We start from the raw sequence: 14106 nt of genomic DNA on the forward strand, positions 1-14106 counted from the left end.
AAGCAGCCCGGCCAATGGCCGGGCTGCTTGCTTATTGTGGCTGCGCTATTGCACCTTGTGTGCATCGGCTCGCGCTGGCGGGATTACAACAATCCCTGCCCCAGACCCCGCAACCGATCGCTCAGGGTGCCAGCCAGCAGCTGACGTTGCATCCCCTGCCCCGCCAGCGTCACCAGCAGTGCCCCCAGCGTCGGCAGGCCGAGCCAGATGGCCCAGTGGAACTGCCACAGCCCCTCGAACCACCACCACTGCAGGCCAAAAGAGCAGAGCTCCACCACCATGGCGGCACAGAGTCCCGCCAGCGCACCACTGGCCACCAGCTCCCAACGCAGCATCTTTTTCAGTAGTTCGCTGCTGGCGCCCAAGGTACGCATCAGCAACAGCTCGCGCCGACGCTGAGCCATGCTGGCCTGAGTCTGGGTCAGCAGCACCAAGAGCGCCGCCACTGTCACCAGCCCCAGCATCAGCGCCAGCGCCCGGCTCACCTGCTCCGATACCTGAGTGAGCCGCGCAATCAGGTCATCCACATCGATAAGACTCACCGTGGGGTGGCGGCGGATCAACTCCACCTCGGCAGTGCGCCCCGCCTCGGGCAGCCGGTAGCTGCCAAGCCAGGTTCGGGAGAAGGGTGCCAGCAGATCCTCGGAGAAGATCATGTAGAAGTTGGGGCGCATGTTGTCCCACTTGATGCTGCGCAAACTGGTGGCCCTGGCGCCAAAGCTGCGCCCCTCGATGGTAAAGGCGAGCATGTCCCCCAGCTTGATATCGAGCCGCTTGGCCAGCTCGCTATCCACCGACACCTCGCCGGGTCCGGCAAGCCATTTCCCGGCCACCAGCTTGTTGTCGATTGGCAGGGTTGCCGTGGTAGTGAAGTTGAGCTCCCGACCGACCCCCTCGCGGCCACTGCTGGCCCCCTCGCCCACCGCCTCACCGGCGATATGGGTCAGCCTGCCGCGCACCATGGGGTAGAAGTCGGAGGTGGTGGCCCCGGCTGCCGCCAGCTCGCTCAGGATCTCCTCCCGCTCGTTCTCGGCCACATTGACCAGAAAACGGTTGGGTGCATCGACGGGAAGACGGGCCGAAAACTCATCCAGCAGATCGACCCTGGCCGCCCAGAGCAAGCCAAACAGCATCAATGCCAGCGCAAAGCCCGCCAGCTGGAACAGACCGCTGCTGCGCTCGCGCGACAGGTGGGCCAGCGCCAGCCGCAAGGCATGAGGCCCGCTCACTTTCGTCCCCAGCCGCAACATCAGGGCTGCCAGCAGGGCCAACAGCCCCATCAGCAAACCCATGCCCCCCACCAGACCCAGCGCCAGCCGCACATCGGCGGTAAAGCCCCAGACCAGCGCAAACAGCCCGAACAGGCCGACCGGCAGGGCCAGCCAGGGGGGAATACCCGCCTCCAGCTCCCGGCGCAATACCCGCAGCGGCGGCACCTTCAGCAGACGCAAGAAGGGCACAAAAGCGAGCAGCAGGGTGATAAAGAGGGCAACCGCCACCCCCAGCGCAAAGGGGCGCCAGGAGGGGGGCGGCAGATCCGGCGGCAGCAGGTCCCCCAGCAGTTGCAAGGTGATCCACTGCATGACGGTGCCCGCTACCAGACCCAGCAGCGCACCGATCAGCGTCAGCGACAGCAGCAGGGTTCCCATCAGTTGCCAGAGCGAGCGACGTGATGCCCCCAGCGTCTTGAGCAGCGCCACCATATTGGTCTGGCGCTCGGCAAAGTGGCGCACCGCAATCCCCATCGCCAACGCCCCCAGCAACACCCCGCTTAGCGAGGCAAGCCGGAAGAAACGCTCGGCATTGGCCAGCGATCGGCCCACTTGGGATTCGCTGTCATCCGGTTTGATCCACTTCTGTCCGGCATGCAATTGCGGCAACAACCATTGCTCGTAACGGGCCAGCGATTCCCGCGGCCCCTTGAACAGATAGCGCCACTGCTGGCGGCTACCGGGTAGCAGGGCACCGGTCGCCTCGATATCGGCACTGTGGATCAGCGCCCGCGGCGCCAGCAGGAAGGGGCTGAAGCCCTGATCCGGCTCCTCGCCAAGCAGGCCTGCCACCTTGAGCACCGTATTGCCTACCTCCAGCTCATCCCCCGTTTTGGCCTTGAGCAGCTGCATCACCCGGGCGGAGAGCCAGATCTCGCCGGGAGCCGGGGCACGGGCAGGTTCCAGAGTGAGTTTGCCATAGAAGGGAAAACCATCGGGCACCGCCCGAATGGAGGCAAGCTGCAGCGCGTCGCCGTGAAACAGCATGCTGTTGAAGCTGACGGTGGTCTGCACCGCCAAGCCATCCTGTTTCGCTCGGGCCAGCCAGCCATCCGGCAGAGCAGCGGCAGTACGCAGCACCCGATCCGCTCCGATAAAGTCGCGGCCCGACGCCTTGAGTCCGGCATCGAGCCGATCCGCCACCAGCGCCACACTCAAGACGCACGCCACGCTCAGGGCCAGCGCCAGCACAAACCAGCGCAGCTCGCCGCTGAAACCTTCCCGGCGCAGCAGTCGCCATCCCAATCGCCACTGCATCATCCCTTGTATCTCCCGCCTGACCCGCTGCTCACTCCGTTACACCACATCATGGGCCACCTCGCGATCCAGCCGACCCGCCGTCATGACCAGGTGCCGCTGGCAACGTTCGGCCAGCTGATGGTCATGGGTTACCACCACTAGCGTGGTGCCGTGCTTGCGATTGAGTTCAAACAGCAGCTCGATCACCTTCTCGCCGGTCTTGCTGTCGAGGTTGCCGGTCGGCTCGTCCGCCAGCAGCAGACTGGGGCGGGTCATAAAGGCACGAGCGATGGCCACCCGCTGCTGCTCACCGCCGGAGAGCCGTGGCGGCAGATGGTGCAACCGCTCGCCAAGTCCGACCGCAGCCAGCAGCTCGCGGGCTCTTGGTTCGCAATCCCGCTCACCGCGCAGCTCGGCGGGCAGCATCACATTCTCCAGCGCCGTCATGGTCGGGAGCAGCAGGAACGACTGGAACACAAAACCGATCTGCTCGGCGCGCAACCGGGCCCGCCCCTCTTCATCCAGCTCGCCAAGGGATTTGCCGAGGATTTCGATGTCTCCCTGACTCGGCAGATCGAGCCCGGCCAGCAGCCCCAGCAGGGTGGACTTGCCGGAGCCGGAGGCACCGACCAGCGCCACCGTCTCGCCGCTATTGACTTGCAGATCGATCCCTTCAAGGATGGTGAGGCTTTCCTGGCCGAGGCGAACCGATTTGCCGAGGCCCTTGACGACAATAATGGGGGTTGAACTCATGCTCTGTATCCTTTGCTCCAATCCCTTGATGACAATCCATAGCGGGAGTTGAATTGATGGTGCGTATTCTGTTTGCCTTGTTCGTTGGCCTCGGCAGCCTGCTCTCGTCGGCTCAGGCCCAGACCCTGCTGGTACTGGGAGATAGCCTGAGCGCCGGCTATCAGATGCAGGTTGAGCAGAGCTGGCCCGCCCTGCTCAACCAGAAATGGCAGGAGGAGGGGGGCAAACACACCCTGCTCAATGCCAGCATCAGCGGTGAAACGACCCAGGGGGCGCTGGCCCGTCTGCCCGCTCTGCTGAAGGAACACAAGCCGGACTGGCTGCTGATCGAACTGGGAGGCAACGATGGCCTGCGCGGCTTCGCACCGACCATTACCCGCCAAAATCTGGCCAGCATGATCGCGCTCGCCAAGGAGCAGCAGACCCGTGTGGTGTTGACCCAAATCCAGCTGCCCCGCAACTACGGTGCCCGCTATCTGCGCCAGTTCGAACAGATCTTTCCCGAGTTGGCCCAGGCTAACGATCTGCCGCTGCTGCCCTTCTTTATGGATGATATTGCGCTGCGCCCTGAACTTATGATGAACGATGGTATTCATCCCACCCCGGCGGCCCAGCCACAAATCCGCGATAAAGTCGCCCGCTTTATGGAGCCGCTGCTCAGCCAATAAGCCCGCCGTCTATCACCAATATCCCATAACAAAATATCCCGCCAAAATCGGATGTTTTGGGCAGTCGACGATCTCTGCTTGGCACCTTGATTCACCCAATCCATCGCCAATACCCAATAACAAAACATCCCGCTTCAGCGGGATGTTTTGTTATTGATTTAGCATAACCGGCAGGCAGCTTCTCAGCTTTCCAGCACCTGACGCAGCCGCTCCTGCGCCACACCGACCAGCAAGTCGGGCTGGAATTTGGAGATAAAGCGGTCACACCCCACCTTCTTGACCATGGCTTCGTTGAAATTGCCGCTCAGGGAGGTGTTGAGGGTGATAAAGAGATCGGACATACGCGGATCACTGCGCACCTCGTGGGTCAGGCGGTAGCCGTCCATCTCCGGCATTTCGGCATCGGTGATCATCAGCAGGATCTCGTCGGTCACCTTCTTGCCAGCATCGCACCACCCCTTGAGCAGGGTCAGCGCCTGCAAACCATCCTGACACTCGATCACCTCAAGCCCAAGCTGGCCCAGGGTCTCGCGCACCAGATTGCGGGCGGTGCTGGAGTCATCGACGATCAGCACTTTGCGGCCATGCATCTCGGGCAGGATCTCCCGATCCAGCACCTCTTCGGAGATGCGGATGTCATAAGTGATGATCTCCGCCAGCACCTTCTCCACATCGATGATCTCAACGATCTGATCCACTCCATCTTCGGGAATGCGGGTGATGGCGGTGAGGTAGTTGGCGCGCCCGGCGGAGCGTGGCGGCGGCAGTATATCCTTCCAGGTCATGTTGACGATGTTGGCCACCTGCCCCACCAGAAAGCCCTGAATGGTGCGGTTGTACTCGGTGATGATGAGGTTGGATTCACTGTCGATGGGCATGGGACGCATGCCGATGGCGCTGCGCAGGTTGATCACCGGGATCGAGGTACCGCGGATATTGGCCACCCCGCTGATATTGTGATGGGAGCCCGGCATCTTGCTCAGATGGGGCAATTTGACCACTTCCCGTACCTTGAAGACGTTGATGGCGAACATCTGACGGGTGCCGAGACGAAACATCAACAACTCGAGGCGGTTTTCCCCCACCAGTTGAGTTCGTTGATCAACGGAATCCAATATACTCGCCATACGCTGATATCCATCTGATTATTAATCGACTCTATTATAGAGGCTGCCCGCCAGGAAAGGCAGGCGCATTTTCAACCAGAGCGACCAACCAGACAAAAAAAGTGAGGCCGAAGCCTCACTTATCTCATTGATTTTAAAATCAATAGCTACAGACAGACTTCCAGCTGCCATCGGTTGCCTTGGGCTCGCTGCTGGTCCACCAGTTCGCCTGCCACACTACCTTGTTATGGGTGATGCGATCGCCGCCATTGGCATGATCCCCCTGCGGCCAGCTCGGATAGGCCTTGTAGGCCGCCGGATTGACGTTCTGGCTGCTGCAGCTGGTGCCCGGATTCTCGCCGCCACCCGAGCCCAGCACGGCCTCCGGCAAGGTCGGGAACTCGGCCTTGAGACCAATGGTCTGGCTGCCGCTGATGATGCGCATACCGCTCGGCACGCCAGCGGCGGGCAGGTAGTAGGTCATGGCGACTTCAATCTCGGCCCCCGGCGCCAGAGTCTGCCAGCCCGGCAGGTTCATGGCGACCTTGTGGAAGTCCTTCTCGTTGGCAATGCCTTCCGAGTTGTCGTTGCCACCGCTCTCCACCACTTTCAGGCCCATGCCACTCTGATCCGTGATGGTGTCAGAGGTGGAGGTGGGCACCAGAAACTCGATGCGCGCGCCGCCCGGAATGGTCTGGGTCGACTTGTTGACCAGCTTGAGTTTCGGGTTGATCGGGTAGTTGGAGTCCCCTTCCTTGAAGCCGGAGAGGCTGACCTGGATGTCGAGCTGGGCGCTCGGCGCGGCCAGATCGTTTTGCTTGGTGTTGTACGGAGTTGCCTTGGCAAACTTCTCGTAAGCCAGGGTGGTCAGGGTGCTGCCCATGCCGTACTCGTTCTTGGCCGGATCGAAGGCGTAGTCACCCGCCATCTCCCAGAACATCACGCCACCCAGACCGCGCTTGATGATGTAGTCGAGCTTGTGGCCCATGGACTCTTCATCTTCGGTTGAGAGGAACACCTTCTTCTCTTCGTTCCACAGCCAGGGCGCGTGGGCCTTCTCATCGTAGTAACGCACATACTTGCCCTGCATCACGTGAGCCGGATTGTTGGGATCCAGACCCCAGGCAGTGCCATAACTTGGCAATGTGGTGATGCCGAGGCTGGCTGCATGCTCCAGGTTCTTGGCATGCCACATGGGCACGGCGCCACCGCCGATCTCTTTGCCGTTCTTGTCGAGATCATGCCAGATGTTGTCGATGCCGACCGCCCCGTTGCCACACGGAATGGTGCTGCCACCTGTGCCCGGCTGGCACTCGTTCTGGCTCGGCAGGGCTGCCTTGCCACCCAGCCCGTGACTGCCACCGCTCACCCCCTGCCAACCGCGGGTGTAATAGGGCACGCCAACGTTGATCTTGCCAGCCGCCAGCGCACCGCGGAAGTAGTGGGCAGACCAGGCCGCGTTGAGGTAACCGATACCGCCAAACTGGGTCTGGGTATAGACGCCCCAATGGGAGAGCTCGGGGTCGGCATTGTTGTCGAACAGGGCAGCGTTGTGACCGACAAAGTGGTTCCAGGCACCGTGGAAGTCATAGGTCATCAGGTTGACGTAATCGAGGTACTGGGTGACCTGGAAGTTCTCCATCCCGCGCAGCAGATAGGCCGAGGCCGGTGAGGCGATGGTCAGCATATACTTGCGGCCATCTTCGTTACCGGCGTTGTCGAGCCGCGCCCGCAAGGTCTTCATCAGCACCTCGTAATTGGCAAACAGCTTGGCCCGGCACTGGTTGGAGAGCGGGAAATCGTTGGGGTTGCCCGCATCCTTCATCGAGGTGGGGTATTCGTAGTCGATATCGACCCCGTCAAAACCGTACTGGCGGATAAAGCTCACCGCCGAGTCAGCCAGGGTGTTGATACCGGTAGTATTGACCGAGCAGTCACCCTTGGTAGTGGCGGTGTAGAAGCCGCGGGTATCGGCCCAGCCGCCGACCGAGATGAGGGTCTTCACGTCCGGATACTGCTTTTTGTACTTCGACAACAGGTTGAAGTGGCCCTTGTAGGCAAATTCAGGATCCATCTCGGCACCCGGCACGCCATCCCAAGTCATCTTGGTGGCTGCATCGTCCACCTTGATGGTGTGGCTCTGCTCATCCACCGCCGCGAAGGCATAGTTGATGTGGGTGATCTTGTTCCATGGAATATCGCTCACCAGATAGGCGGGCAGGCCGTTCTTGCCGGTGCGCCAGGAGGTGAAGTAGCCGATAACCCGACGGGCATGGTCATCCCCCATGCACTCGTAACCATCCGGACGATAGATCTGGCGAATGTCACAAGAGAGGTTGCCACCGGTGGGCGGCAGCGCGGCCTCCTCGACATTGACGGTCACCGCCGCCGACTCGCCGCTCAGATTGCTCTTGTCAGTGGCCACCAGCTTGAGGGCGGCACTGCCTTTGGCATCCGGTGTCCAGTTCACCTGCCAAGGGGCAGTGGTATCTTCGCCCACCTTCTTGCCGTCGACATAGAGCTCGACTTTGGCCACATCGTTGTTGGCATCGGTGACGTTGCCGCTCACAGCCACACTGCGACCCAGCGTCACCTTGGCGCCGCTGGCCGGGCTGCTGATGCTCGCCTTGGGCGCCTCTGGCGCGACCACGGCGGCGACGTTGAAGCTCGAATCCGCTTCGCTCAGCACCTTGCCATCTTTATCCAGCGCGCGAGCTTTGAGGGTATGGGCCCCCACTCCGGCAGCGCTCCAGCTGGCACTCCAGGGGGAGGAGCTCGCCGTGGCGACCAGCTTGCCGTCGACAAGATATTCCACCTTGACCAAGGCCGTTACCGGGCCGATCAGGCTCACCGCCAGCGCCACGCTGGTACCTTCGTTGAAGCTGGCACCGGCAGCCGGCGAGCTGACTGCCACACCGAGTGCAGGAGGAGGCACCTCGCCACCATAGGGCTTCCAGGCATCAGCCCAGACCACACCTACCCCCGGCTCATAGTGATAGGGGGATGCCCCGCACCAGCCTGAATAGGGGAATTCTTTGCACTCGTAGAGGGCGCCGACGTTGCTGACAATATCGCCAGCCTTGTAGGCAGTACCGGATTTATAGGCGGGATAAGCGGCCTGAGCCCAGGCGGGCGCAGCCGCAAGGGCGACCAGCATGGCAAGCCTGCTGGGTCTGAAGAGCTGTTGCATATTGTTATCTTCCTTGTTTTGTCTTGGCATTGGTCACCAAGGCAAAGAACAATCGCAACCTGCATGATGGGCGCAGACAACTGGCAATGGACCTGCCACAAAAACCACCCCTCACCCAGGGAAACCCCGCTATCTGGATCCACGATCGAGACCGGAAGCATTGCGCCCCGACATCACTGCCGGTTTGCCCTTTACCTGGGTTCCGTGAGGAACGAACCCAGTATAGGAAGGCGACAAGATCCCCTCAATCTTTATTCTCAAAGAGAATTATCCCCTGCCACGAAAGCGTCATGATCTCAGGGTTAAAATTGATTGAATTATCAAAAAAATCATATCGTTACTGGGATCATAAAAACGCTTTCCCGCACCTTCTCAGATTCATTTAATGTGCGTTGGCTCACTGGTATGACATGCCAGAAATGTGACAATGCGCGCCCTTGGTCAACGAGCCAAGGCTATGGAATCACTGGCAAAAATAAAAAAGGAACACCTATGAAAGGTACTCGTACCCTGCTGTCGCTGGCCGTGGGGCTGGCACTTGCATCCTCAGGCGCCCATGCGGCATTTGTCTGCCCGTCCGATCCGGCTCAACTCACCCCCATCCCGACCATTCAGGGCACAGGCTCCGCCAGCGCGCTGGCCACCCAGACCGTGACCGACAATAACGGCAAGGTGACCGGCAAAATCAGCCCGGGCACCTTCAACGTTCGCGGTATCGTGACGACGCTTGGCCAAAGTCTGACCAAGGGTTTCTATCTGACCGACCCGGTGGGCGATGGCAATCCGGCCACCTCTGATGGCATCTTTGTCTATCTGAACGACAAGGACTTCACGACCAAATATAAAGACGTCAAACCGGGGAGCGAAGTCTGTCTGGAAGCACAGGTGCAAGAATTTTACGGCGGCACCCAGCTGACCCCGTTAGTCGACAAGGCCACCAAAAAAGCCCACTTGCAAGTCACCGCACAAGGGCTGAATGTGCCGACCAGCGTACTGCTGGTCAATGAAGGGGAGACGCTGGCGCAAGCGCTCAATCGCCACGAAGGGATGCGGGTACGTCTCGACAGCAGCAGTGACCTGCACCTGACCCGCAACTATGGCTTCGACTACAAGGTCTATCGCAACAACGTAGAGTTGGCCCACAAAACCCCGCTGATCAAACCGACCCAACTTCATGTTGCCAACAGTGCGGACGCTGTCGCACTGGCCACCCAAAATAGCAGCAACCGTCTGGTAGTTGAGTCTGATTACAAAGCACCGGATGGCGTACTGCCCTGGTTCCCGAGCTGGGATGCCGATCAGGGATATCTGCGCATTGGTGATCAGCTAAATGGATTGGAGGGGGTGATCGTATACAACAAGGATGCGTTCCGTCTGGTGGTACCGAGCGATGTCACCCTGACTGCCGGCGCCCTGCTGCGCAGCCCTGAAGAGGATCGTCAAGACGCGCCGGCTCGCCTCGCTGGCAGCGATCTGCGGATCGGCAGCTTCAACGTGCTCAACTACTTCACCAGTCACTCCAGCATCGGCGGCGCACTCAATATCCTGTGCAAAGATCAGGCGGATGCCGACAACGCCAAAGGTTGCAACCGGGGTGCCAAGAGCCAGCCCGAGTTCGAGAAGCAGCGCACCAAGATCGTCAATGCCATCACCGCAATGGATGCCGATCTGCTCGGCCTGATGGAGATGGAGAACAACGGCTTCGAGGATAACTCGGCACTCCACAATCTGGTGACCCGCCTCAACGAACAGCAGAAGGATGCGAGCAAACACTACGCCTATGTGCGTCTGCCGGTCACTGCCCTTACCGATGGCAAGTTCTTCGGCGGCGACGCCATCATGGTGGCGATGATCTACCGTCCTGCCCTGCTCACCCCCAGCGGAGATGCCAGCGTCATCAAGCTGCCTGAGCAGCGCTACACCACGGGTGGCGTGGCCAAGACAGCCGGTCAGCGCGATTCTCTGGTTCAGACCTTCACCCTCGCCAAGAGCAAGGAACCGCTGACGCTGGTGGTCAACCACCTCAAATCCAAGGGGTCAGGCTGCTACGAAAATGGCGATGGCAAGACAGAACCGGCCGATCTGCAGGGCAAGTGCACCGAGTTCCGGGTCTCTGCCGCCAAGGTGCTGGGTGAAGCGGTCAGCAAACTGCCGGGCCAGGTGCTGCTGGTGGGCGACTTCAACTCCTACGCCAAGGAAGATCCGATCCGGGTGCTGACCGACTACAACCCGGCCACCAGCGAGCGGAAGATCGTATCGGCCTCTCACACCTTTATCGGTGATCAGTCCTATGAACAGCTCGGTCGCGAAGTGACTCGCAGCTACGGCCTGATCGATCTCAACGTCAAATTCAACAAGGAGAAAGCCATCTCCTACAGCTACGACGGGGAGCTGGGCACCCTGGACTACGCCCTCGCCAACCCGGCGCTGGCCAGCAAGGTGGCAGGTGTCGCCGACTGGCACATCAACTCCTTCGAAAGCTCCCTGTTCGAGTACGGCAGCCAGTACACCGGCTCCCTGCTCAAGTCTGACAACCCCTTCAGTGCCTCCGACCATGATCCCATCATCGTCGACCTGAGACTGGAGAGCGATGCCACCAAACCTGACACCTCCTCAGGCGGTGGTGCACTGGGACTCGGCCTGCTGGCACTGTTGCCGCTGGCTTGGCGACGTCGCCGTTAACCACAGGCGCATTTGAAGAGTGCAAGCAAAGCCCGCGACTCTCACGGGCTTTTTCATTCAGGTCATTGGATTTACAAATGAAAGGGGCGGACGTATGGAGAAAATAAATGATGGAGAAAACAAAAAGGCCACCGCGATGCGGTGGCCTTTTTGCTTCTTGTAACAAGAATTTGGTGGAGCTACGCGGGATCGAACCGCGGACCTCTTGCATGCCATGCAAGCGCTCTCCCAGCTGAGCTATAACCCCGATTTTTGTGAATGACCTGCAGTCACTCTGAATTTGGTGGAGCTACGCGGGATCGAACCGCGGACCTCTTGCATGCCATGCAAGCGCTCTCCCAGCTGAGCTATAACCCCAAATTCGGTACTGAATGAATGGTTCTGGCGGCCATTCATCCTAAATAATGGTGGAGCTACGCGGGATCGAACCGCGGACCTCTTGCATGCCATGCAAGCGCTCTCCCAGCTGAGCTATAACCCCACAAAGGTCGGCTTGGGTGATACACACCACACTGCCCTGGGTACTTCATGTCAATCAAGAATCTGGTGGAGCTACGCGGGATCGAACCGCGGACCTCTTGCATGCCATGCAAGCGCTCTCCCAGCTGAGCTATAACCCCTTTGATTCCAGATTGTTCGAGGAGAATTTGGTGGAGCTACGCGGGATCGAACCGCGGACCTCTTGCATGCCATGCAAGCGCTCTCCCAGCTGAGCTATAACCCCAACTCACCTCGGCGCTGACGAAGTTATCTCCGGCAACGGAGGCGCATGATAGGCATCACCCGCTTTGCTGTCAACCCTAAAATAACCACGACTGATTCGTTTAGTCAAAATTGCAGCAGTTCGCTGTTTTTACCAGCAAGACGCGTGCTATCTCTCTGTTTTATGTCACAAATCGGCTCAAGCACCTATAAAGGAGAGGCCGTGCAGCAAGCCTCTTTCCCCGTGCAACGCCCCCCGCTCTCAAGCATCTTTTGCAGGCTGATCGTCAGCTTCTCCCCCGTCACCTCGGGAAAGCCTTTCCATAAAGGGCATTGCATTTGAAAACCCTTTCCATGATTTTTGTAAATTTACAACACAGAAAGTTGATCTGGCTCACAAATGACCATAGGATCAAACCGTGACCCAGGTCACACACCATAACCATAAATGACAGAGCGATGAGGTAAACCATGTTTGAGAATCTGGCAGTCCTGTTCCACCTGCGCGGTGCAACTACCAAGAACGGCGTTGTAGAGAAAGATGCCTATGCCCCCTCCACCCGTGAATACTACTTCCGCTACGGCAAGTAATTGCTGAAAGCCTTTCACGGAAAACGTAATAAAACTACAACACACATCATCACACAGCCCTTTCGAGGCGCTGTCCTGTCCGGGCCAGATGTTCCACGGCCAAACCTGAACTCCACCAAACAAGAATGGGGCCCGCAGGCCCCATCTTTTATTGCTCCAGACTGTGATTACACCAGATAGTGCGCTGGCTAATCGGTAAGCCTTGTAACCCTGAAACGGCTCAGAGCTTAATCCAGGCATCGGCCCAAGCCGTACCCTTGCCCGGCTCATAGGCCCAGGCGGCACCTGCGCACCAGCCGGTGTAGGGGTGCGGTTTGCACTCGTAGCTGGCACCGCCGTTGCTGACCCGCTCGCCCGCCTTGTAGGGAGTCCCCTCTTTATAGACGGGATAGTCAGGCGGCGTTACGCCCCCCTCCTCCCCTTTCACCAGCAGGCTATGGGTGGCGCTACGGCTCAAGCTCCCTTCATCGGTCACCGTCAGTTTGATGTCCAGCTTGGTATCGCTGGCTGGCTTGGGCAGAGTCAACTCCAGAGTGACCTGATCCAGTGCCGGGGCAGAAGCACCTGCCGGAAGAGTCCAGGCATAAGTGAGCGGCTTGCCTTCCGGATCGCTGGAGTGCTGGCCGGAGAGGGTCACCTTGCTGCCACCTTCGGCCTGCGCCGGGCCGGTGATATTGGCCACCGGCGGCAGGTTGGTGCCACCGCCGTTATCCTCGATCACCACTTCGGGATAGAAGTGCTGAACGCAGCGGCTGTAATCCCCTGCCTTGAAGGCGCTGAAACGGGTCTGGTAACCCACCAGCTTGCACGCGTAACTCTTGCCGCCGTTGGGGTTCTCGGCCACATAGCTCCAGTCCTGCTCCCAGTAGATGGGCAGGGCACCGGCGCCCTTGTCGTCAAACACCTTCATGTTCTTGCAACCCAGTACCTCGTCGGATGGCACCGCCACCCCGAGGTAGTTGGCAAACTCGCGGTAGTAGTTGATGCGGTTCTGGGACTGGGCGTGCTCGACCGGGCCACCGCACTCCACCCCACCATTGATGATCTGGGTGGTGACCCCGAAGCCCGGCACCAGACCGTTCTGCTTGTCATGGTCATTCGGCTGCCAGGTGCCATCGATGACATGGAGCATGGAAGGCTTGGGCGGCTGCGGATAGGTATAGAAGAACACCGCACTGGCCAGGTTCAGCCAGGTGTCGGCCACCAGATCGGGGCGGTCGAGCAGGGTGCGCACCGTGCCGAACATCGCCTCGGAGAAGGGGCCGTAATTGTAGTTGTAGGAGAGCTGCTTGGCGCCGCGGCCAAAGTAGCTCTTGAACTCGCCATTGTCGAACGTACCGCACGGCCACTGCTGACCCTGCCACACATCGGGGCGGCACTCGGCGTTGTAACCGCCGCGCATGGTCTCATTCCATCCCATCTCGCGCACGTAGACCAGCGCCTGACGCCACTCGGCTTCCGGGCGCCAGTTTTCATGGCCGCCGGTCTCTTGAGCGAAGTGAGCGAACATGGTCGCCAGAGTCTTGCGGCAGATGGCGTCAGCATCGCGGCCGTCGCTGTAATCGCTGCACAGGGCCGGGAACTTGGCCGCCGCCTGCAACAGGCCACGATAGGTGTACTCGGGGGCGCGTAGCGGGAAGAGGTAGTTGAACTGGCTCTCGCTCAGCAGGCTTTCGACCCGCTTGACGTTGCCCGGGTTGTCGGCACGACCCGGCTGCACCGCCTCGACTACCAGATTGTCCCGGGTAGCGATGGAGGCCTTGACCGCTTCCATCGCCGGGAAGTCGGTCAGCGCCTTCTCTTTGGCATCCAACTCGGCTTGGCTCATATAGACGAGGGTAGTGCTGCCATCCGGTGGAGTTGGCGTCGGCGGATTGGGCTTGTCATCTCCGCCGGTGTCCGGC

7 protein-coding genes, 5 tRNA genes and 1 riboswitch are annotated in these 14106 nt (G+C 59.9%); of the genes, 2 read left to right on the plus strand and 10 right to left on the minus strand.

The window, feature by feature from the left end:
- Window positions 1-83 precede the first annotated feature (83 nt).
- Both AB5Z05_RS03870 and AB5Z05_RS03875 read right to left on the minus strand, forming a co-directional pair.
- On the minus strand, window positions 84-2531 hold the full coding sequence (locus AB5Z05_RS03870) for an ABC transporter permease (protein WP_368150132.1): 2448 nt from the start codon (window positions 2529-2531) through the stop codon (window positions 84-86).
- 36 nt (window positions 2532-2567) lie between these two features.
- Window positions 2568-3263, minus strand: a complete 696-nt coding sequence (locus AB5Z05_RS03875) for an ABC transporter ATP-binding protein (RefSeq protein ID WP_111901221.1) — start codon at window positions 3261-3263, stop codon at window positions 2568-2570.
- Window positions 3264-3319: 56 nt separating this feature from the next.
- Here AB5Z05_RS03875 and AB5Z05_RS03880 point away from each other — a divergent pair, with 56 nt between their 5' ends.
- Window positions 3320-3931 carry an arylesterase gene (locus AB5Z05_RS03880; RefSeq protein ID WP_005335237.1) on the plus strand — a complete coding sequence of 204 codons (612 nt, stop codon included), beginning with the start codon at window positions 3320-3322 and terminating at the stop codon, window positions 3929-3931.
- 182 nt (window positions 3932-4113) lie between these two features.
- Here the strand turns inward: AB5Z05_RS03880 and AB5Z05_RS03885 are convergent, their stop codons facing one another.
- Both AB5Z05_RS03885 and AB5Z05_RS03890 read right to left on the minus strand, forming a co-directional pair.
- Window positions 4114-5058: a chemotaxis protein CheV gene (locus tag AB5Z05_RS03885; RefSeq protein WP_005335238.1), complete on the minus strand. Its 945-nt coding sequence runs from the start codon at window positions 5056-5058 to the stop codon at window positions 4114-4116.
- A gap of 139 nt (window positions 5059-5197) precedes the next feature.
- Entirely contained in the window at window positions 5198-8194 is a 2997-nt protein-coding gene (locus tag AB5Z05_RS03890) for a glycosyl hydrolase family 18 protein (RefSeq protein ID WP_368150135.1), read from the minus strand.
- Window positions 8195-8343: 149 nt separating this feature from the next.
- Window positions 8344-8426, minus strand: a riboswitch (cyclic di-GMP riboswitch).
- 293 nt (window positions 8427-8719) lie between these two features.
- Here AB5Z05_RS03890 and AB5Z05_RS03895 point away from each other — a divergent pair.
- Entirely contained in the window at window positions 8720-10909 is a 2190-nt protein-coding gene (locus AB5Z05_RS03895) for an ExeM/NucH family extracellular endonuclease (protein WP_368150133.1), read from the plus strand.
- Window positions 10910-11080: 171 nt separating this feature from the next.
- Here AB5Z05_RS03895 and AB5Z05_RS03900 read toward each other — a convergent pair.
- From AB5Z05_RS03900 to AB5Z05_RS03925, 6 genes are all read right to left on the minus strand, one after another.
- Window positions 11081-11156: transfer RNA gene (locus AB5Z05_RS03900), tRNA-Ala, on the minus strand.
- A 34-nt stretch (window positions 11157-11190) separates the two neighbouring features.
- Window positions 11191-11266 (minus strand) — tRNA-Ala (locus tag AB5Z05_RS03905).
- A gap of 48 nt (window positions 11267-11314) precedes the next feature.
- Window positions 11315-11390 (minus strand) — tRNA-Ala (locus AB5Z05_RS03910).
- Between the two features lie 63 nt (window positions 11391-11453).
- A tRNA-Ala gene (locus AB5Z05_RS03915) sits at window positions 11454-11529 on the minus strand.
- Window positions 11530-11557: 28 nt separating this feature from the next.
- A tRNA-Ala gene (locus AB5Z05_RS03920) sits at window positions 11558-11633 on the minus strand.
- Between the two features lie 789 nt (window positions 11634-12422).
- Window positions 12423-14106, minus strand: a 1684-nt coding sequence (locus tag AB5Z05_RS03925) for a glycoside hydrolase family 19 protein (RefSeq protein ID WP_368150134.1), incomplete at its 5' end; no start/stop codon positions are given.

This window comes from Aeromonas sp. R2-4 (assembly GCF_040908365.1).
In the GTDB taxonomy this organism is placed as follows: Bacteria; Pseudomonadota; Gammaproteobacteria; order Enterobacterales; family Aeromonadaceae; genus Aeromonas; species Aeromonas veronii.